A 21,419-nucleotide genomic window follows, 5' to 3' on the forward strand; every position below is an offset into this window, starting at 1 on the left:
AGGGTTTGTTGATGATCAGAAGTGGAAAAAAGATGAGAGAATGGGAAGTTCGAACTTTTCTAACCTCTCAACCTCCTCAAAAACTCTTACTCTCTTATGGTTTTGAATGTTTTATCACAGACCCGAGGCAACGCCTCTCGGGTGTTTATTGTGGCATGCTCTCCACGAAATATCTTTATCTGGCCATTATCGAGCTTCAGCATTAAGCCACCGTTATTGGAAATATCAATGACCTTACCGCTGTACTCCGTTTTACCCTCGGTAACGGTTAACTTTTGGCCTACCGTGACACAAAGTTCCTTCCACCGGTCTGCAATGTAGCGAAAATGTTCATCCCTTAATATAGAATACCACTTGTCAATATCCTGAAGCAATGCCCTTGCAAACAGGATGCGATCTACCAATCCTTTGTTTTCAATGGCAAGTGACGTTGCAGGGAGACGTGTATGTTTCGGTAACTCTTTTTCAGTGATATTGACATTCAGACCAATTCCAACCAAAAATAGCGATTGCTTTTGGGATCCCTTTTCTAACTCTACCAATACACCACCTACCTTTTTCCCGGCAATCAGGATGTCGTTAGGCCACTTGATTTCCGCAGGCAGTTGGAGAGTTTCGCGGATTGTTTCGGTAATCGAAATAGCCATGGTGCCCGTTAATAAGCATAGGCGGTCGTGTTGTATATTGTGTGAGAGTAATAGAGTAAAAAGCAGACCTTTATGCCTGGGACAACACCAGGAATTACCAGAGCGTCCTCTTCCACGAGTTTGTTCTTCAGTAAAAATTACGGTGCCGTTTTTAAAACCCGTGCGTGCAATCTTTTTGGCAATATCCATCGTAGAAGTCGTTCGTTCGTAAGTAACTACGGCACTTCCAACGACTTTCGTCCTTAATTCCTTAGTAATTTCTTCCGGGATTAAACGGTCTTGCATACTGGGTGATATGACTCCATGTCGTGTTTGTTTGTGTAAATCATGCAGGGGATTATTGTTTCTATTAGTTTAAGACTAAAAGAAATTGAATTTTTCTTTGCGATAATTTCTGATTTTGAAATATATGTCATAAGCAGTTTAAAAGTCAATATGAAAAGATAAAACATCTCCATTTTTGCCTATTTTCAAAAAATGAACAACCTCCTGCCATACTGACAGATGCTGTTTGTGTCGGAATTTTTCCGCTGTCACAATGGCATATTTCATGTAACTAACTCATAATACAGATTTTGTTTGACTAAATATAAGATTTTTTATCGTAATGGTTTAAGGTGTATTAATGCATAAATATAGTTAAAGGCATCGGGTTTGCTAATTGCTGTTAACCGATAGTTTTTTGATAGTTATATTTTTTCTCAAAAATAATCAACGGATTGAAAGGAGGTACTCAATGGCGAAGCAACTTACCTTTAATGAAGAGGCAAGGGCTGCTATTGCCCGGGGCGTTACAAAACTTGCCAGGGCAGTCAAGGTTACCCTTGGGCCAAGGGGAAGAAATGCTGTGTTGGATAAGGGATACGGAAGTCCTACAGTGACCAAGGATGGTGTTTCGGTGGCTGAGGAGATCGAATTAAAAGACCCTTATGAAAATACTGGCGCAAGGTTGGTGCGGGAGGCCGCATCCAAGACCAGTGATATTGCAGGTGACGGTACGACTACAGCAACGGTTCTTACTGAGGCTATATTTTTGGAAGGGTTGAAGTGTGTGACGTCTGGGGCAGATCCCATGGCGCTCAACAGAGGAATGCACAAGGCGCTGGATACGGTTGTAGAAAAATTAAAAGAAATGAGTAAGAAAATCAAGAACCAGGCTGAAATTGCGAGCATTGGTTCTATTGCGGCAAACAATGATCCTGAAGTTGGAAAGATGATTGCTGACGCAATGGAGAAGGTAGGAAAGGACGGTGTCATTACCGTGGAAGAAGGAAAGGGGCTTGAGACCAGTGTGGACGTGGTAGAAGGTATGCAATTTGATCGTGGCTATCTCTCCCCCCACTTCGTTACTAATCCCGATTCCATGGAGGTTGAATTTAAAGATCCATATATCTTGATTTACGAGGAAAAGATATCTGCCATCAAAGGGCTGGTTCCGCTATTGGAAAAAATAGCAAAGACCGGGAAGCCCCTTTTGATTATTGCAGAAGATGTGGAGGGAGAGGCATTAGCTACGCTGGTGGTTAATAAAATTCGGGGTACGATTAGCTGTGCCGCAGTTAAGGCCCCCGGATATGGTGACCGCAGAAAGGCTATGCTGGAAGATATTTCGATTCTTACCGAGGGTAAGGCGATATTTAAAGATCTGGGTATTCAGTTGGAAGGCATAGACATCCGTGACCTGGGACGGGCAAAAAAAGTTACCATTGATTCAGATAATACGACTATCATTCAGGGTGCAGGGAGTACCGATGCCATCTCCGGGCGTATTAAACAAATCCGGAATGAAATTGATACGACGACGTCTGATTATGATCGGGAAAAATTGCAGGAGCGTCTTGCGAAACTTGCGGGAGGCGTCGCCCAGATATTTGTTGGTGCGGCTACAGAGAGCGAGATGAAGGAAAAGAAGGCCAGGGTGGAAGATGCGCTGCACGCCACAAGGGCTGCGGTTGAAGAAGGTATCTTACCTGGCGGCGGTGTTGCGCTGCTGAGGGCTGCGGAGGCATTGAGCGACCTCAAACTGAAGGGTGACGGGGCTATGGGCGTCGATATTGTGAAGAATGCCCTGTCCGCTCCGGCAAAGCAGATCTTTAAGAACGCAGGGCTGGAGGGATCGGTGGTTGTCCGAAAGATATTAGAATCCAAAGACAAGGCATTTGGCTATGACGCTGAGAAGGAAACGTACTGCAACCTGATTGATGCGGGCGTTATAGACCCGACGAAGGTAGCGCGAAGCGCATTGCAAAATGCCGTAAGTATTGCAGGTATACTATTGACAACGGAATGTATCATTACCGACATCCCCAAGAAAGAAGAAAAGATGCCTATGCCGGGGGGTGGTATGGGCGGAATGGGTGGTATGGGTGGTATGGGAATGTAATTCAATCGCTGAGGAGTTAAGTACAATTTTGAGCAACTTTACATATTTTGACTGTTTATTTTTCACGAGGAGGTAAAGAGAGAAAATGATCAGACCATTAGATGATAGGGTGGTTATTGAACCTATGGAAGCTGAAGAAAAGACACCAGGTGGAATTGTTTTGCCTGATACAGCAAAGGAAAAGCCCATGAAAGGAAAGATTATTGCTGTGGGAGACGGAAAGATGCTGGAGAGCGGGAAAAGGGCAGAGCTTTTAGTAAAAAAGGGCGATAAAGTCCTTTACGGAAAGTATGCAGGCACCGAGGTTACTCTTGACGGTAAGGAATATCTGGTTATGAGGGAAAGTGACATTTTGGCCAAGATTGAGTAACAGGGGTAAGGCTTTAAAGTTTTTTAATGGTTAAAATTTTTTGGAGGTTATAAAATGGCAGCAAAACAGTTACTTTATGATGAAGATGCCAGAAAGTTGCTCCAAAAAGGGATTAAGCAGCTCGCCGATACCGTTCGGGTAACCATGGGCCCTACGGGAAGAAACGTGATCCTTGAAAAAGGTTTTGGTTCACCTTCAGTTACGAAAGACGGTGTAACGGTTGCTAAGGAAATTGAACTGAAAAATCCCTTTGAAAATATGGGCGCAAAGATGGTTTGTGAGGTTGCATCAAAAACCAGCGATGTTGCCGGAGATGGTACCACCACGGCTACCATTTTTGCCGAAGCTATCTTTAACGAAGGTCTGAAGAACGTGGTAGCCGGCGCAAACCCAATGGCAATTAAAAGAGGTATCGATAAAGCTGTGGAGGTTGTGGTTGCGGAACTGAAGAAGTTAAGCAAACCGATAAAGGGGCGCGCTGAAATTGCCCAGGTGGGGACGATTTCTGCTAACAACGATACTTCGATCGGAAATCTGCTGGCCGATGCTATGGAAAAGGTTGGCAAAGACGGGGTAATTACCGTAGAAGAAGCGAAAGGAATTGAAACTACCCTGACGGTTGTAGAGGGCATGCAATTTGACAAGGGGTACCTTTCACCGTACTTTATTACTGATGCGCAGAATTTGGAGGTTGTCCTCGAAGATGTCTATATTTTGATCCATGAGAAAAAGATATCAGGCATGAAAGACCTTCTTCCCCTGCTGGAAAAAATCGCCACCAGTGGAAAACCTTTACTGATTATTTCTGAGGATGTGGAAGGTGAAGCGCTGGCAACCCTGGTGGTAAATAAACTCCGTGGCGTGTTGAGTTGCGCAGCCGTAAAGGCGCCGGGCTTCGGAGATCGCCGGAAGGCAATGTTAGAGGATATTGCCATATTAACGAAAGGACGCGCTATTACAGAGGATTTAGGCTTAAAGCTGGAAAGCATAGGAATTGAAGACCTTGGTCGTGCAAAACGGATTACTATTGATAAGGATAATACGACGATTATTCAGGGTAACGGAAAGAAAGCGGATATACAGGCCAGAATTGCTCAAATTAAAAATCAGATCGAACAAACAACCTCCAATTATGATAAGGAAAAACTGAGCGAGAGACTTGCAAAATTGGCGGGGGGGGTGGCTGTTATCCATGTAGGTGCTGCTACTGAGGCAGAGATGAACGAGAAAAAAGCGCGTGTGGAAGATGCACTGCATGCAACGCGGGCTGCGGTCGAAGAGGGCATTGTGCCGGGAGGCGGCGTTGTCTTTATTCGGGCAATACCGGCTCTCGATGAGGCACGGAAAAAATTCAAAGGCGATGAAAAAGTTGGTGTGGACATCATTGCGAAGGTGCTTGAGTCCCCTTTACGTCAAATTGCCTCAAACACAGGCGTTGATGGCTCGGTGGTCGTTGAAGAAGTGAAAGAACTGTCGACCAATATGGGATACGATGCCAATACGGGAAATTACGTGGATATGTTTGACGCAGGGATTGTGGATCCGGCAAAGGTGTCGCGAGTTGCCTTGCAGAATGCCGCTAGCGTTGCCGGGCTCCTGTTGACTACAGAAACCATAATTACCGAATTAAAGGAAGACGAAGAAGAAAAAGAGATTGAAGGCAGTATCCATTAATTGGATGTTTATAAAAAATTGAGACATCATAAAAATAAAAAGGCTGCGATACGTAGCCTTTTTATTTTTATACTTTTGTAAGCGCTATTTCAAAGCGAATTAGCGAATAGGTAGATCTGTTTTTTCGACATGGTATGTAAAACATCCTTGATTTTATGCAGTTTGATATACTATAATTTTGTGGTAACAATATTCCTGTCTGATGGCATCTCTTTATAAAATCACTACTTATTTTATATATAACAATACATGGAAGAAGATTTTTACAAAGTACTCGGTGTTGATAGAAACGCAAGTGCAGAAGAGATAAAAAAGGCGTATCGAAAGATTGCCTTAAAATATCATCCCGACAGAAATCCCGGAAATAAAGAAGCTGAACAGATATTTAAGAAGGCCGCAGAGGCTTATGGTGTATTAGGAGACAGTGACAAGAGAAGGAAATATGATCAATTTGGGATGGATGGCCTGAGAGGTACGGAAACTCATGGATATAGCACATTTGAAGATATTTTTGACGCCTTTGGAGACATTTTTGGTGGCGGAAGTATCTTCGAAGACTTTTTTGGGGGGGGGAGAGGGCGTGGAAAGGCTGCCAGGAGAGGAGCGAGTCTAAAGTGTGATATTGAGGTTGATTTTAAAGATGTTGCTGTCGGTGTTGAAAAAAAGATTGAGCTAACGAGAAGAGAAGTCTGTGACACGTGTCGCGGGACCGGTGCACGAGAGGGCACTTCCCCGGTAACCTGTCCGTATTGCAGAGGTAAAGGGGAGGTGCAGCAGTCGCAAGGTTTTTTCACATTGCGTACAACGTGTCCTAAATGCCATGGTAATGGTAAAATTATAGAGTCTCCCTGTACGAAATGTGGTGGTTCGGGGCGTTATCCAAAAAAGTCGATCATCTCGATTCAGGTTCCGCCTGGTGTGGAAGATAGTACACGGCTGAGGTTATCAGGGCAAGGGGAACCAGGTGAAAACGGGGCGCCTCCTGGGGATCTGTATTGTGATATCCATGTGAAACCCCACCCGATCTTTAAGCGGCAAGGGGATGATGTTATTTGTGAGGTCCCGATTCCTTTTGCGCAGGCGGCTTTGGGTTGTACCATTGACGTGCCTACCCTTACCGGCAATATTATCCAGGTAAAGATACCCAAAGGAACACAAAATAATGAGGTTGTTCCGATACGGGGAGAAGGTTTTCCCAACCTGCACGGGTATGGTAAGGGTAACCTCCTGGTACAGGTGATTGTTGAAGTGCCTACAAAAATGACTCCGAGGCAGGAGGAGTTATTGCGTGAATTTGCAGAACTGGAGAAAAAAAATGTTTCTCCCCGGCAAAAGAAATTTTTCGAGAAAATGAAGAATTTTTTTGTTTAGATTTTGTAAAAAAATAGAGGAAAATCTTAAGTATCAAATGACATTTTTTCGGGAAGGAGGTCAGCCACTTGGTTCTTGATTTGGATAATAGGTAACCAGATCAATAACTGGGTTAAGGAATATGCCTACATACGAATATCGGTGTAATAGTTGTGACCATTCTTTTGAATTATTCCAGCACATTACAGAAAATCCCATTAAAAAGTGTCCTGCGTGCGGGAGATTGAAGGTAGTACGGGTGATAGGGGCAGGCGGTGGCATTATTTTTAAAGGTTCTGGTTTCTATCAGACTGATTATCGCAGTGAGGAATATAAGTCAAAGGCCAAAAAGGAGACCGAGCCGGTAAAATCTGAAAAACCGGAAACAAAGGCTGCGGAAAAGAAATAACGAGAAGAATACATATGCCAAGAATTAATTGTCCTCATTGCAAAAAGGAACTTGTCTATTTGAATAGAAAAGATTTACCGTACTTCCCTTTTTGCAGCGAACCATGCAAGCTTATTGATCTTGGAGCATGGCTGGATGAACGGTATCGTATCGAGGAACCAATGAGCCCTGAAGCGTTGAGTCGGATGGAAAAAAAAGGAGGGGAACATGGGTGATGCAAAGGTGGTAAGGCATGATTGTCGTGATATTTTTCGCGCCTTTAAAATGGCTTTTGATCCCAAGAAGATGTTCCTTGGATATGCCGGCCTTTTAGCCAGTGTGGCATGGTGTGTGGTTGTGGTTACGTTTTTTTCCGCGCTGAAACTGATTAGTACTACGCCCGATATCTTTATAAAACTTATCTTCTATTCGGCCAAAGAAGACATATCAATTCTTATAAACAGTTTATTATCGGTAATTATGCCCCTGGATTTTGGGGAAATTTTCGTTATATCGATACTTATTTTTGGTCTCTTGGCAATATGGTCTTTCGTGGGCGGGGCAATTACTCGAATTGCCGCCCTGGACTATGCCAGGGATGAAAGTGTTTGTTTGGCAGATGCCCTGAAGTTCGCCAGGAAAAAACTCTGGTCTTATTTTTGGTCGCCACTGGTGCCAGTTATTGGCGTTTTCTTCTTTGCCGTGTGCAACGTGGTTGGTGGTCTGATAGGACGGATTCCTGTTTTGGGTGAAGTCGTGGTGGCGCTGGGTTTTCCCTTTGCCCTGATATCCGGGTTTTTAATGGTTTTTATCGGTGTCATAGGGGCACTGGGACTTTGTTTTATGTTTCCCACGATCAGTGCGGAAGGATCTGATGCCTTTGATGCAATGAGCCGTGCGTATAGCTATGTCCTTTCACGTCCCAAGCAGTTTCTCATCTACTGTATGGTGAATATGCTGTATGGGTTGGCTTGTTTGTCTGTGATTGCGTTTGTGGCGTGGTTAATGATACGCCTGGCTCTTTTTACGGTGGGTTTGGGTATGGGACAGAAGTTGCACATGGTTCAGTCCTTTATAGCACAAAAGTGCAATATTGCCTGTCTTGGATTTTGTAGTGCAACCTCCATGGAGGCAAAAACTGCAATTGTTTCCCTTGACCACTGGTCGCTGAAATTTCTTGCAGGCATGGTGCTTGTTTATATTTTCTCGATTAAACTTGCGGTGTGGAGCTTCGCGGTGACCTATTTGTTTTCTGCAAAGACGATTATCTATTTTCTGTTAAGGAAGGAAATTGATAGTACAGATGTAACCGATGTGTATAGAGAAGAAAAACAGGAAGAAGCAACGGCAGCGACATCGGATACGGGAGTTGAGAGACCTTCTTCATCAGAAGATAAAAAAGAAATTTATCCTTCAAACGAAGGAGCAATGCCGAATAGTTGAGAACTTGCAAATCTCAACTCCTTAATATCCTTCACCAGAACCATCTCCCCCCGAGGGGGGACGGAACTTTCTTCCCCATTATTTTCCTCCCTTGATGGACGGAGTCAGGTGAGGGTGACAAACTTCTGTTTTTCTTTTGTATCAGGCAGACGCTATAATTCTATATTCTATTTAATATATTCTTGATATGATCCTGAACGTTTACTTCCAATTTTAGGTTAAGCAATGACTATTCCCGTTGTTACCATCGTTGGCAGGCCGAATGTAGGAAAATCTTCCCTGCTGAACTGCCTTGCAAAGCGCAGAATCTCTATCGTTGAGCCCACCAGTGGGGTTACGAGAGACCGTGTCTCGACAGAAATTCGATATAAGGATTATGTATTTGAGTTAGTCGATACAGGTGGAATGGGGGTAAAGGATGTGGACGGACTCACAGGGGAGATCGAAGCCCAAATAGAAATTGCACTCCTTATGGCCGACGTAATTCTCTTTGTGGTTGATGTGCGGGAAGGTGTGACTCCTTTGGATAGTATGGTTACCGAGAAGTTGCGTCGTCTGGGAAAAAGAATTATTCTTATCGCCAATAAAGTGGACACACCCAGGTTTGAATCCCAGGCAGCAGACTTCAATAGACTGGGGTTTGGCGAACCGCTCTTCCTGTCTGCCCTGGAGGGGTTTGGACGATCTGAACTGCTGGACAGGATTGTTTCAGTATTACCAGCGCCATGCCCGGAATTGGTTTCTCCTGAACCCATGATGAAACTTACTATTGTAGGCAAGCGGAACGCAGGGAAATCTACGTTAATCAACACCCTGGCTAAGGAGCGAAGGGTAATTGTCAGCGAAGTACCGGGCACTACACGGGATTCGGTGGATGTACGATTTGAAATAGAGGGCAAACAATTCCTGGCCATTGATACGGCCGGCGTGCGGAAGAAGAGGCAGGTGAAGGATTCCATCGAATTTTATAGTATGGCGCGGGCCGAGCGATCCATCCGGAGGGCAGACGTGGTGCTACTTCTCATTGATGCCACGCTAAAAGTATCCGAGGTGGATAAAAAATTGGGTGATTATATTATCTCCGAATGTAAGCCGTGCATTATTGTAATCAATAAATGGGATTTGGTACACGGGGTAGAAACAGAAAAATTTAATAATTATATTTACCAATGCCTGCCCGGACTTTCCTTTGCGCCCATCTCTTTCATTAGTGCAAAGAATAATGAGCACGTTGTAGAAATGATGCATTTGGCCATGGAACTTTATGAGCAGGCGAACACCCGCATTACGACTTCAGAATTGAATCAGGCATTGGAAGAAGCCCTGACCTTGCATCGTCCGACACGCAGGAAGACGAAGTCGCCAAAGATTTATTATGCCACCCAGGTGGGTGTATCCCCTCCCACATTTGTCCTTTTTGTTAACGATCCGAGACTCTTCGACAGCGATTACGAGCGATATCTTTCCAATCAACTCCGCAGTAAACTCCCCTTTTCGGAGGTTCCCCTGAAATTTCATTTCCGGGCCAGAACAAAAGTGCAATTGAGCCATGCTTAATGTGAGCGTGTAACAGTTTGGTTTTTTGAAAAACCCTGCAGGAATGTATTTAGTGCAGGGGGTTCAAACCGGCCCCTGCCCAGTATGTGACACATTGTTATTGTTGGAAATTTTTCAAAAAATAAATTGATTGTAAGGAATTTTCATTTTATTTACGCGAGTTATGTGGTGGCATGGACAAACTTGTTTGTCCATTGGTCTTTTATTTTTTTATCATTCTTAAGGAAAAAGCAATTTCCTATCATCTTTTGCGAGAGGAGGGCTGGAATGAAAAGGCAATCTGAAAGGTTAGCCGGATTGCCGGAGGTAATGGCAATTCGGTTCTTTTCTACGTATTTCAAATTGTTTCTTTTTCTGTGGCTCTTCTATTGTTGCAATGCAACGTCGGCAGCCGATTTGAACGATCCGGCCTTGAGTGATCCGTTTCCTCTTGACCAGTTGTATCAGCGCGCAACTAGGACGGGTGAACGGTTGCAGGCAGTATACGACAGGGTGCAGGAACGGCTGTCGGAAGTGAAACAGGAAAAGGATCGGCTCGTCGCTTTATATGAGCGGCTTCGGATCGATGCATCCGAGCTTGAAGCTGATTTGGATTTCCGACCAGACCCCTCAATCTCGGTTCGGTTTTTACCGCTTAAGCCTCCATCTGAACTTGAACCGGCCGTTATCATTCCACCCGATCTAATTCACACCACTGGATTTTCCCGTTTAGTACAATCCTATCGAAACGCAACAGATGCATCGAAGAGCGCCCGGTGGCGTTCGTCTTTTACCCAAACCGCTGGCATTCAGGCATGGGAGATGCTCCTTCGGGCACCGGAGGTGATCTACCGCTACGAAATTGCTCTGGCAAAAGCCCGCGCTGCGATCATTGCCTACAGAAATTATTTGGAAAAATGGCAATTGGCCAAGGCATACATGTTCGATGCTATGGAAATTACGCGTCGCTTTCCGGACGATGAGGAGATGGTAAAGGAACGTCGGGTCTTGATTCATGGCCTTCGGGGAAGATATGCCGGCGAGGAACGGCGCATAGACCTTCGTGATTATGCTGAATGGCAGGATACGGTACTGACCATGGAGAGCAAACGAGACCCGATAATCGATGAAATAGATGCAACAGTCGAAACACTTGCAGAGCATTATCCATGGATATCCACTCAAGGGGAGTTGGACGATACTGAAGCGTCTGGCGCGCCCCTTACTCCCGAACGTCCTCGCTCTGCGAGACTGCCTGGTCTGCCAGCCTCCCCGTTAATGTCTGCCAACCTTGCACCTCTCGGTTTCCGTCAGCTCAACGACGCCCTTTACGCGGCGCGTAAATTTCGTGCTCTTTTGCAAAAACCCGTCTGGGAAACCATGGCGTTATACAATGTTGACGTCAGGCTTTCGGAACTACACTTCAGGGAACTTCCCGGGACAGGCGATCCCGCATTCTTCCGGCCCGAAGGACTTGTTCCGCGGTTTCGCGGTGAACCGGTCAAACATCATGGTGTCGTCAGTACGTTTCTTCGACTCGAGACATTCAGGGATACGAGGATATCCATATCTGACCCCACTGATGTGGTGTGCGGCGTTGTCAACCATATGCCTGAACCAATGCCTGAGGAAGAGGACGAAACAAGAACGACAGGTGCCGGAGGATTACCGGATCCCACGCAACTTCGTGAGCGAGCAGAGACAGCATTACGCTTGGTGACCGGTCGAATCGAAATACATGAGGAAGACCTCGAAAGATCGTTACAACTGGAACAGCGTCTTCGCGATACTTATGAAAGTTACGCGGAACAAGCCCGGCTCATGCAAAATGAGCTGCAACAGATACCTGACCTTGCAATATACGCACCATTTCCCCCGACTTTCGAACGAAAACGGGTCGGTTCTGAAATCCTCGGCTCCATCCCATTCGACCTGTATAACCTGTCGATGCTTGAACAACGACGGCAGCTGGTCGTCGACATGTTTCAAGCGTTGACAAAAACATTTGATCATTTGCAGAATCCCGGGTATTCGGCCGATGCCCTCGAACGGGCGAGCCGATGGTCCGCAAGGCAGGCTCTTGGTTTCCTTCATGCTGCTCCTGTTCTCTTGATTGATAATCACCTGCTGATGACACAAAGGCTGCTGGAGGACTTCTATTATGGGGATTACCTGGAAAAGTGGAATCTGCACCGCGAGTTTATCCAGAAAGCTCGCGCGCTGCACTTGCAACAAACCGCAGGAAGAGGAGAAACTGACCTGAACGAGCGCGAACAGCTCCGCAATGAGTACAGGGGAAAGGAAAGACTGTTACACAATAAGAATCATCAGGCCTGGGAAGAACTTGTCACTGCACGCACAACGACCTTGAATGAGTTGTTCAGGGAAGTGGAACAATTGCTGCGGGGCATACCGGAAAAATTATGGGATGGCCGGCCGTGGCTCTACGAATTGCCCGTGGCGAATCAGAATTGGCCGGGAAGCCGGGACTTCAAAATCATAAAGGACCGGTTCGGTGAGCTCAAATCACACTGGATCAATATTACCTCGCTACATTTGTATTTGTTTTTCAGACATCCTGCCGATTTTGGGGATTTGGCATTAAAATCTCAAACACTGGCATTCACACTCCCGGCATTCGAAGAGAGTGAGCGCGAACCCGGTGGAGGTCTCCCGTCCCCTTTTCCCTCCCCTGCACCAGGGGAGGCACCGAGGGCACCATTTGTTATAATCCCCCGGGATGCATCGAAGCCGGAAGGACCCAGGATTGTTGTTCTTCCCAGGACTAGGGAACCTTTCGGGAAAGTCTCCGGGTATCAGGAGGCCCCGATAAATGCACCCTTTGCCGGCATTGGCGTACATTTAGCAGATGGTTCCTTTGTACACCGGACATCGGACATAACGCTTCGTTCCTGGGATGATGTGGACTTCGATTTTGTTCGATCCTACCGGAGCAATATCACGTATGAAGGTGTGATGGGTCCGAATTGGGACTTCAACTACAATCAGCGCCTCGTACCGGTGGGAGGAGAACGCATCCCCATCAAGGATGCACCTTTGACTTATGGCGAAGAGTTTCCCCGTAGTGACAGAACAGGGCGGGGTAGTGATCTCCAGTTTTTCGACGGTGACGGACGTCTCTTTCTGTATACTTTCAAAAAAGCCGAGTTCAGAAATACGGCAATCTGGGGCGTATGGAAGGGAGATGCTCTCGTATCGACCTATGACGCCCCAGCAGGCCGTTTCGATGAACTGCTTCGGATCGTTATCCTGCCCGACAGGAACCAGAGGTTCTCCACCGACCTGGACAGTTCAATCGTGCCATCTTCGATTTTCTATGTGCGACGGGAAAAAGACGGAACACGTTATTTTTATAATTGTCATGGTCTTCTGACCCGCATTATCGACCGGACAATGTTTCGGGAGCTTCAGTTCGGATATGCAGGGCCATTCAATCCCCTCACCCTCACGCAGACGTTGAGTGCTGTCAAACTCGTTCATACGGGAACGGTCATCAAATTCGAATATGAGCTGCGTTCCGAAAGAGGCCCTCCACGGTTGCTACGGTTGGTTGCGCGCAGCTATCACGGATTGGAAAAAACCGTTGAATATTCATACAATGACGAAGGGCGATTGCACGAAGTGACGCTTCCGGGGAGTACGGAGCAGAATCCAATCGTACTCCGGTATACCTACGGGGACAAAAATCTCCTCACCACAATCACGTCGCCCAGGGAAGTGGCGCGGGATGGGATCCATTTTTTGAAGAATGAATACTCCAATGGTCGTGTCTCTTCGCAAACGTGGGGGGTGCCTCCCGAAGACGGCGGAACGTATATATTCAAGTATGATGGTCTGTCAGTTGAGGTTACGGATCCGGGGAAAAACAGAACGGTTTATACGTTAAAAACGGAGAGTGGCAATATCGTTACGGAACGAATGACCGAAATGGGAGCGGAGGAGGGTAAATCGTGGTCGACGTCATTCGATTACTACCCCTTTCTCCTCTGGCGCCGCGTCAATTTTCCAAAGGGCAATGCCGTGGAATATGGACGGGATGCAAAGAACGATTTCATAACACTCGATAGTGAACCTTACAATAAGCTGAACCAGGGTAATATTCGTTCCATTGCACGTATCAGTAAGAGCGGGAATAAACTCGAACAATTTACTTACACCTACGAGCCTTACTTCAATGAAGTGGAGACGGTCACCGATGGACGCCATTACACGACGACCTACAAATACGAACCGGGCTTCAAGCGTTTCGAGGCGTATCAGAACGGTCGTGCCGTCAAGATCATCTATCCTGATTTGACGACCGCCAATGGTACGGTTCACAAAGATATTCATGAGATAATCGAATGGACTCCCTTCGGTCCTCTCAAGATCACCGATGTTGGAAAACACGTAACCAACTTTATTTACGCAAGCACACCGGATGGTTTTTTTCCCATTACCAGGCAGCATCCCGATTCGACGACCCGCAACGTGACCTATGACGATTGGTGGAACGAAAAAACCATCAAGGACGAGCGTGATATCGTTACAAAGTTCGAATACGACGGCCGTGACCGCCCAACTGATCGTTATGATGACGTAAATGGTTTCAATATCCACACCTCTTATAAATATGACGAGAATGATAACGTCACACGGGTAGAACACGAGTGGAAAGATACGTTCGACAGCAGTCTGCATCCCGCACTCTCTCGTCTTCCCGCGCAGCCGAGGAAACATGTTCGCACCTATGATTATTATGTACGGGGCATGCTGAAATCAGAGACGGTGGAGTTGGATGATGCTGCCCTTACAACCACTTATTACTATGATGGCTATGGCAACCGGCGAAGAATCGAATCACCCCTCTCCGGAGTCACCCAGCGTTTTTTCAACGAGCGCAATCAACTCTCGCGAATCAGCAAAGGCTCCCAGTCGGAAGTGCTGATTACCGAAACGTTTGAATATGATGGCAACGGCAATCTCGAAAAGCACATAGACAACAGGGACAACGCAACCACCTACCTCTATGATGATTTCGACCGTTTTCGGGGGATCACCGATGCCGCGGGCAATAAAATCGAGCACCTATTGGATGATTCTAACAACATCAAAAGGACGAGATTCTTTGGGCACCCCGGCGGTCCTACTCCCGTTGCAGACAATAACCCACAGATTCTCTTGCGCGATATTGAATTCGAGATCGATGAGCATAACCATGTGCACACGCGTCACGATCATGTATTGGAAATCAAAGACGGGGAGAGCGTCAGCAACGGAATACTGGATACCCGCTATATATATGATAAGGAGGGACTTCTTGACTTCGTTATCGATTCTCACGGGCACAAAACGGACAATGATTATGACAGCCGGCACCGGCTGACAAAAGTTACCGATGCAGCCGGCAATTATACCCTGCGGATTCTCGATGGGAACGGGAATATCGAAGAACTCCACGAGCATGAGGCTGCACAGGAGGGCGCGGCTGAACCTTCCGGGACATATGTTACCAAGTCGGAGTACAACAGCTTGAACTACCAAATCGCCGAAACGGATCCGCTGAACCGGACTACCCGGTTCTTCTGGGACAGTCTCGGCAACCTGCGGGCGCAGGTAAGAAAGAGTGGAGTTCCGGATGGCTTCGCGACTCTCTATAGCTGGGATGCATTACACCGGAAGAAGGAGAAGCGGACAGAATGGGTGCGCCATAAGAAAGAGGGCGGGCTGTGGGCGACAAAGTGGGACGATTTGGTAACAACTTATAAGTATGATTTAACGGGCGGCGCCCTTTCGCTCACCATCATGGAGAAACTGCAAGGCCTGGAAGGTGACAGGAATGATGAAGATTTTAGCAGCACAACCGAGCTGCACTACGATGCAACGGGACGGCATATCAAGACAGTTCGGCCTGACGGAGCGACATTTGAAGTTATGGAGTATAACGCCGATGGTAATCCTGTGCTCATGAAAGACGCCAATGAGACAAAAGTCACCAACACATACGATGTTCTCAACCGGTTAGTCAAGCGAACAATTGAACCAGGTGATGGCATCGGGGGTGTTACCGAGGAACACTATGAATATGACGGGTTAGGACGGATGACGGCAGCCGGTGGTGAAGGATACGTGGGTTTCAGCTACGACTCATTGGGGCGCATATTGAGCGAACAGCAGGCATCGCGGGCGAGAGTCGACGATGAAGATAATGGACGGCTCAAACCGGCGGTCGCCTTTCGCGCCGGAAGGCCGCTCACACCCCGTGAACCGAAAGTTGTCACAACGACATACAAAGATACCGACCACCTGACTGTTACATACACCTACCCCACCCTTCAGTTTCAGGTTGAAGAACAGTATGATCCGCTGGAACGTGTCAGTTCCACCGTCCTTCGCTCCAAAAATGAGGAGAAAGGCCGGGTAGCGTATCGTTACATTGGGAAGAACCGTGTAAGCATCCGGACCTATAGCAACGACACGAAGACCCATTATTTTTATGATGATGATCGCCTGTTGCAGGGTATCGCCCATTTCGGCCCCCAGGGGAGAAAACTTCCCCGGCAATTAGAGCCGCCCTTGAGTCCCGAAGAAATGAAAGCCGTCTGGGACGATGTTCGCGTTCTCCTTCGTAGCGAAGACCCCCTCTTTGCAACAAGTGAACCGCTTCTTGCAGCCTATTTCACGTTACGCGACAAAGAAGGAAATATCTATCTTCACGATCACATCCATCCGCTCCCCCAGACTCAGCCCAATACGGATCATTGGCGCCAGGAAAGAAGAATCTTTGCTTATGATAGTTTCAACCAGATTCAGTCACAAAAACATTTCATCTCCCTGTACCGGAGAGAACGTGCCGGAGGCTCTCCCCTTTCAGAAACCTCGGCTCAATATCACCAATACCGTGAGACCGGGGCACGAATGATCACGGACATCGTCGAGAATTACGATCCACCGACAGGTCTCGAAGGAAATGTCAAGCGGCGGGAACTCACCATCGGGCGTACGGCTATCGGCAACGTTGTCCGCTACAATCCCATAAAGGTGGATCGGCTTGACAAACTGACGGATCTGATTCCACCGACGGAAAATCTGATTTCTGAATCTTTCGGGTACGAATTCGACAAAACTGGCAACATGATCAGGGATAAGATGAACAACATCGAATATCATTATGATTACCGAGGGCGGCTGGTTTCGGCGCGTTCCGTGGATGACGGCACGAGTGTACGGTACCAGTATGACCCCTTTGACCGGCTGATATTACGGGACGTCGAGCTTGGCCCTGAAAGCGATCCCCAAACAATCGTGACATGGTTTATTTACAATGGTGAGGCGTGCATCGAGGAGTTCCCCTTTGGTCCTGAAGTGACACCGCTTAACAGGGGCCGCACCAGCTATGTATGGGGCGGCAGCCCCGGCGAGCTTGTATGGATGAGCCGTGTACTGGATGTTTCAGCAGATACCGAGTCGGCGGTGAGAAATTATTTTGTACACGAAGATTTCAACGGCTCTGCGCAATTTTTCTCGACTCTCCGTTTGGTAGAGAAAGCCGGCATGCTTGAAATTCATGATTGGCGTTGGAAACGGCGTGCCCCTAGTATCGGAAAGGAAACGTTTCTGCCGCTACCGGCGCTTGGTACGCGTTACGAAGCCTATTTCGAAGGGAATCTCCTCGGAGGCCGCCCCCTGTTTGATTTTGAGAAACCCATCAACTTCTCGTCCCGACACATGGAAGAGTTCAGGGCCGAGCTCACCCGGCGGCGATGGGAAATGGATTCATGGGTACTGTCCCGCATACTCACACCTTTCGGTGGCCCTGTTGCAGCCGGTATAGAAGGGCTGGGCTGGGTCGCCAGGCTGGGGCTCATAGCAACCGGTAACACCTCTCCCCAGTGGGACAGGAGGTTGGAAAATGCGCTCTTCATTGCTGATGTACTTGCTTCCTTCGGTTCTCTGGCACTTGCAGGCCCGGATAAATGGACCCGCATGGCTGGAGAGGTGGGAGGCAGCCCGGAGATGTGGCTCAGGGCGAGGCGGTTGGCCCGATGGGCACAGATCAAACCTCATCTCCCCTTAATTGGTGCCAGGATTTCAGCTGGTCGGACTGCCATCACTCCTGGGGGTGCCCTGCAGATTGACGCCAACGCAGCACGGCTCCGCGTTATTCAAGCTGCAAGTGAAGGTTCGAATCTGGCAGACGACCCATTCCTGGACAACAATATATTGGTCTGGATTTACGAAAAACAAGCCGGTGCGCTGAAGTTCGCCCAGAAATATCATGGCTTGATGAGCATCGACTTGACCGTTGCGAGCGAATTCGTCGCGGGCGGGCGCTCTCTGCGAGCACTTGGAGAATTGATGAGGGAACATGACATTCGATTGCTTGAGGCAGCCACAGACGCCGAGGCGACAATTGTGATGAAGGGGATAGGGAGAACCAGTCTCTCAAACGATATCCGAATCATTGCAACCGCCAGAAAGCATGGAGTACACCTGGCTTCGGGAGACAGGAATCTCATTGCCGGAGCGGTTCGTGCAAGCCTGGAAAGCGTTGCATTCGGGAGCAATATCGAAGTACGGGCGTTCCGTTTTGTCGATCCTGCCATTCCCTTTTACAAGCGTGTCATATCAACATTACGCGCACAAGGAATCAGCACACCCCGTGATTACATCGGACCACTGACAGATTTTCCGCGGGCTCCCTGAAGAGGGCGAAATGAAACCAGAGCGACACATACAAACATTTCTTGAACGATTCGGACCTCATACCCAGGAGTATTCATATTACAAAACCCTTTTAGACATACTGGTTGCTCTGAATCCTCCGCGAACCAAAGTGTTTGGCTTTGGCTGTATGATGATGCTCGAATTTACGACTATCCGCTTGCATGATGGACGGGAAATCGGGGGCGACGAGGATGTGATGGGCTCTGTTGGTGATATAGCGGAAGCCGTTGCCATTTTGTTCGCATCTATCGAGCGGGATCCACTATGGTGGAAATCGAGATATCCCAGTGAGCTTTCAGATCCCCAGGTTCAAAAAGCCGCGACCGAGCTCACATCGAAGCTCGATCAGCTGGATATGGTGAAACAGGTGGTGAGCGATTTGGGTTGAGCAGTGAGTAACCTGGAGTTGGCGGGTAGGATGGGAATTGGTGAAAAGTTATTTCACTTCTTTTGTTGTATCAGTGATATCCGGCAGCTCGTTTGTGATATAGTCGCATTCGGGATACTTGCTGCATCCAAAAAATATGCCGCCCTTTTTCGAGCGACGTTGAATCAGGTCTCCACCGCATCCTTCATTAGGACACTTTACCCCTGTAGGAAGGGACTTGATATTCCTGCATTTGGGATAGGAGGAACACCCCATAAACCGGCCCTTTTTGCCGGACCGAATGACCATGGGACTGCCGCATTTTTCGCATTTTTCTTCGGTAGGTTCAACTTTGGTTGTTTCCCCGGTAAGGGATTTTGTGTTTTTGCAGTTTGGATAGGCAGAACATGCAAGAAATTTCCCATGACGGCTTGTCTTAATTACCATGGTGCTGCCACATTTTTCACACTTCTGGTCAGTGGTTTCTGGAGGGGCAGGTGCACCCTTTTCGTCTAAGGGCAGCGTATTTTTACAGGTGGGAAATGCTGAACATCCTAAAAACTTTCCATGTCTTCCCCATCGTATAACCATGGGTTGGCCGCAGATGGTACATATCTGGTTACTTTCTTCAGGAATTCCCTTTACGCTTTTCATCTCTCCCACCGCCTTTTCCAAATCGATTTTAAACGGCTCATAAAATTCCTTAAGCACGTCAAGCCATCCAATTTTTTCATCTTCAATCTTGTCTAATTCGTCCTCCATGTGCGAGGTAAATTTCACATCCATTATTTTCGAGAAATGTTCAATGAGTTTTTCAGTGACCAGTGTTCCTAACTCCGTTGCATAAAAGGCACGTTTCTCTTGTTTAACGTATCCCCGGTCTTGTATTGTGGAGATAATCGAAGCGTAAGTGCTGGGCCTTCCTATGCCCATTTTTTCCAACGTTTTCACGAGAGATGCCTCGGTAAAACGCGGAGGCGGCTGGGTAAAATGCTGGGTAGGTACTAACTCTAGTAATTCAAGTTTCTGGCCTTTTTCCAAAGGCGGGAGGATTTGTTCGTCCTTTTCCATCTCGTGTCCTGAAACAATGGTGTGGCCGTCAAAGAGTAATTCTCTTCCTTTGGCCTTAAAAGTATAACGTCCCGAAGCGATTTCAACATCTGTTACCGCATAGAGTGCTGGGCTCATCTGACTGGCAACAAACCGATTCCATATCAGTTCGTAAAGTCTGTGTTGGTCTTTTGTCAAAAAGTTTTTTATGGATTCGGGTGTATATTCGACTCCTGTGGGCCGGATGGCCTCGTGAGCACCCTGGGTTCCCTTTTTGTCGGATGCATGCACATTGGGTTTTTCCGGGAGGTAATTTTTACCGTATTTCTCTGCAACCAGCTTCCGGCAGGATGTCAGCGCCTGTTCGGAAATATGAAAAGAATCCGTTCTCATATAGGTGATAAGCCCTACCGCGCCTTCCGTGCCGATATCAATCCCTTCGTAAAGCTGCTGGGCAATGAGCATCGTTTTCTTTGCACTGAACTGCAATCGTGTGGACGCCTGCTGTTGTAAAAGGCTGGTAGTAAACGGGGGAGGGGCATTGTTGCGTTTGGTTTGTTTTTTTACGTTTGCAACAACATACTCTGCCTTTTGCAGTTCATGAACAATGTCTTTCGCTTGGGATTCATTTTTTATTTCGACATTCTCGTCATTGAACTTTTGCAGAATGGATTTAAAAGTCTTAATATCCCTGAGTTTATCTTTATCTTCAGAAGTGGTCTTTAATTCGGCAGTAATCTTCCAGTATTCTTGTGGTTTAAATTCCTTGATCTCCTTTTCACGTTCCACAATGAGCCGGACTGCTACCGATTGAACACGGCCTGCACTGAGCCCTTTTGAGATTTTCTTCCACAACAAGGGACTTATCTGATACCCCACAAGGCGGTCGAGTATCCTGCGTGCCTGCTGGGCGTTAACCTTGGCCATGTTGATAGGTCCTGGATGTTTAAAGGCTTCCAGAATGGCGTCTTTTGTGATTTCATTGAAAATAACCCGTTGTGCCTTTTCATCAGGTATTTCAAGTGCTTTCGATAGATGCCAGGCAATTGCCTCTCCCTCACGATCAAGATCGGACGCCAGGTAAACGATATCCGCCTTCTTTGAATCAGCCAGTAATTCGGAGACCAGTTTTTTTCGAGCGGGGATTATTTTGTATTCGGGAGTGAAATTGTTTTCTATGTCAACGGATAATTTTTTTTCGGGCAGGTCTCGCACATGTCCCATCGATGAGCAAACGAAAAAAGATGAACCGAGATATTTCCCAATGGTCTTCGCCTTGGCAGGGGACTCAACAATTACCATATTTTTCTTTGCTTTAGCCATATTTACAACCTCAGAGTAACGTTAAAACGAAGATTTAAGCAGAGGCTTTAAACGGTGTCAAGACTTTTTTCTCCTACTGATTTTTCCGGAGTTGCATAATTTAGCGCTTTTCACAGAAATATAAATGTTAAAAAACCATTTGATAATTGTAAAAATTATAG

General features: G+C 47.1%; 12 protein-coding genes. 10 read left to right on the forward strand and 2 right to left on the reverse strand.

The features are described from left to right. Nucleotides 1-86 precede the first annotated feature (86 nt). On the reverse strand, nucleotides 87-932 hold the full coding sequence (locus BROSI_RS13550) for a biotin--[acetyl-CoA-carboxylase] ligase (protein WP_052564336.1): 846 nt from the start codon (nucleotides 930-932) through the stop codon (nucleotides 87-89). Nucleotides 933-1,383: 451 nt separating this feature from the next. On the opposite strand from BROSI_RS13550, the gene groL (BROSI_RS13555) reads away from it, so the two are divergent. From groL (BROSI_RS13555) to BROSI_RS13600, 10 genes are all read left to right on the forward strand, one after another. Further along, a complete protein-coding gene (groL, locus tag BROSI_RS13555; protein ID WP_052564337.1) occupies nucleotides 1,384-3,030 on the forward strand; it encodes a chaperonin GroEL in 1,647 nt (548 codons plus the stop codon). An 85-nt stretch (nucleotides 3,031-3,115) separates the two neighbouring features. Further along, entirely contained in the window at nucleotides 3,116-3,400 is a 285-nt protein-coding gene (gene groES, locus BROSI_RS13560) for a co-chaperone GroES (protein ID WP_052564338.1), read from the forward strand. 54 nt (nucleotides 3,401-3,454) lie between these two features. Next, nucleotides 3,455-5,074: a chaperonin GroEL gene (groL, locus tag BROSI_RS13565; protein WP_052564339.1), complete on the forward strand. Its 1,620-nt coding sequence runs from the start codon at nucleotides 3,455-3,457 to the stop codon at nucleotides 5,072-5,074. Between the two features lie 249 nt (nucleotides 5,075-5,323). Next, entirely contained in the window at nucleotides 5,324-6,445 is a 1,122-nt protein-coding gene (dnaJ, locus tag BROSI_RS13570; RefSeq protein WP_052564340.1) for a molecular chaperone DnaJ, read from the forward strand. Between the two features lie 121 nt (nucleotides 6,446-6,566). Further along, entirely contained in the window at nucleotides 6,567-6,833 is a 267-nt protein-coding gene (locus BROSI_RS13575; protein WP_052564341.1) for an FmdB family zinc ribbon protein, read from the forward strand. A 14-nt stretch (nucleotides 6,834-6,847) separates the two neighbouring features. Beyond that, on the forward strand, nucleotides 6,848-7,048 hold the full coding sequence (locus BROSI_RS13580) for a DNA gyrase inhibitor YacG (RefSeq protein WP_052564342.1): 201 nt from the start codon (nucleotides 6,848-6,850) through the stop codon (nucleotides 7,046-7,048). Then, nucleotides 7,041-8,255 (forward strand): hypothetical protein, encoded by a 1,215-nt coding sequence (locus BROSI_RS13585; protein ID WP_052564343.1) that lies wholly within the window; start codon nucleotides 7,041-7,043, stop codon nucleotides 8,253-8,255. Before BROSI_RS13580 ends, BROSI_RS13585 begins: the two co-directional genes overlap by 8 nt. 225 nt (nucleotides 8,256-8,480) lie before the next feature. Then, entirely contained in the window at nucleotides 8,481-9,812 is a 1,332-nt protein-coding gene (der, locus tag BROSI_RS13590; protein WP_052564344.1) for a ribosome biogenesis GTPase Der, read from the forward strand. 309 nt (nucleotides 9,813-10,121) lie between these two features. Continuing rightward, nucleotides 10,122-18,497: a DUF6531 domain-containing protein gene (locus tag BROSI_RS13595; RefSeq protein WP_157842539.1), complete on the forward strand. Its 8,376-nt coding sequence runs from the start codon at nucleotides 10,122-10,124 to the stop codon at nucleotides 18,495-18,497. Between the two features lie 10 nt (nucleotides 18,498-18,507). Next, a complete protein-coding gene (locus BROSI_RS13600) occupies nucleotides 18,508-18,906 on the forward strand; it encodes a hypothetical protein (RefSeq protein ID WP_052564346.1) in 399 nt (132 codons plus the stop codon). A 48-nt stretch (nucleotides 18,907-18,954) separates the two neighbouring features. On the opposite strand, the gene topA is transcribed toward BROSI_RS13600, so the two are convergent. Then, entirely contained in the window at nucleotides 18,955-21,258 is a 2,304-nt protein-coding gene (topA, locus tag BROSI_RS13605) for a type I DNA topoisomerase (protein ID WP_052564347.1), read from the reverse strand. Between the last annotated feature and the right edge of the window lie 161 nt (nucleotides 21,259-21,419).

It is taken from the genome of Candidatus Brocadia sinica JPN1 (assembly GCF_000949635.1).
In the GTDB taxonomy this organism is placed as follows: Bacteria; Planctomycetota; Brocadiia; order Brocadiales; family Brocadiaceae; genus Brocadia; species Brocadia sinica.

Bases quoted from the DNA above. Each gene is read 5' to 3' on its own strand.
- BROSI_RS13550 (WP_052564336.1), bottom strand. From the start codon at position 932: ATGCAAGACCGTTTAATCCCGGAAGAAATTACTAAGGAATTAAGGACG.
- groL (WP_052564337.1), top strand. From the start codon at position 1,384: ATGGCGAAGCAACTTACCTTTAATGAAGAGGCAAGGGCTGCTATTGCC.
- groES (WP_052564338.1), top strand. From the start codon at position 3,116: ATGATCAGACCATTAGATGATAGGGTGGTTATTGAACCTATGGAAGCT.
- groL (WP_052564339.1), top strand. From the start codon at position 3,455: ATGGCAGCAAAACAGTTACTTTATGATGAAGATGCCAGAAAGTTGCTC.
- dnaJ (WP_052564340.1), top strand. From the start codon at position 5,324: ATGGAAGAAGATTTTTACAAAGTACTCGGTGTTGATAGAAACGCAAGT.
- BROSI_RS13575 (WP_052564341.1), top strand. From the start codon at position 6,567: ATGCCTACATACGAATATCGGTGTAATAGTTGTGACCATTCTTTTGAA.
- BROSI_RS13580 (WP_052564342.1), top strand. From the start codon at position 6,848: ATGCCAAGAATTAATTGTCCTCATTGCAAAAAGGAACTTGTCTATTTG.
- BROSI_RS13585 (WP_052564343.1), top strand. From the start codon at position 7,041: ATGGGTGATGCAAAGGTGGTAAGGCATGATTGTCGTGATATTTTTCGC.
- der (WP_052564344.1), top strand. From the start codon at position 8,481: ATGACTATTCCCGTTGTTACCATCGTTGGCAGGCCGAATGTAGGAAAA.
- BROSI_RS13595 (WP_157842539.1), top strand. From the start codon at position 10,122: ATGGCAATTCGGTTCTTTTCTACGTATTTCAAATTGTTTCTTTTTCTG.
- BROSI_RS13600 (WP_052564346.1), top strand. From the start codon at position 18,508: ATGAAACCAGAGCGACACATACAAACATTTCTTGAACGATTCGGACCT.
- topA (WP_052564347.1), bottom strand. From the start codon at position 21,258: ATGGCTAAAGCAAAGAAAAATATGGTAATTGTTGAGTCCCCTGCCAAG.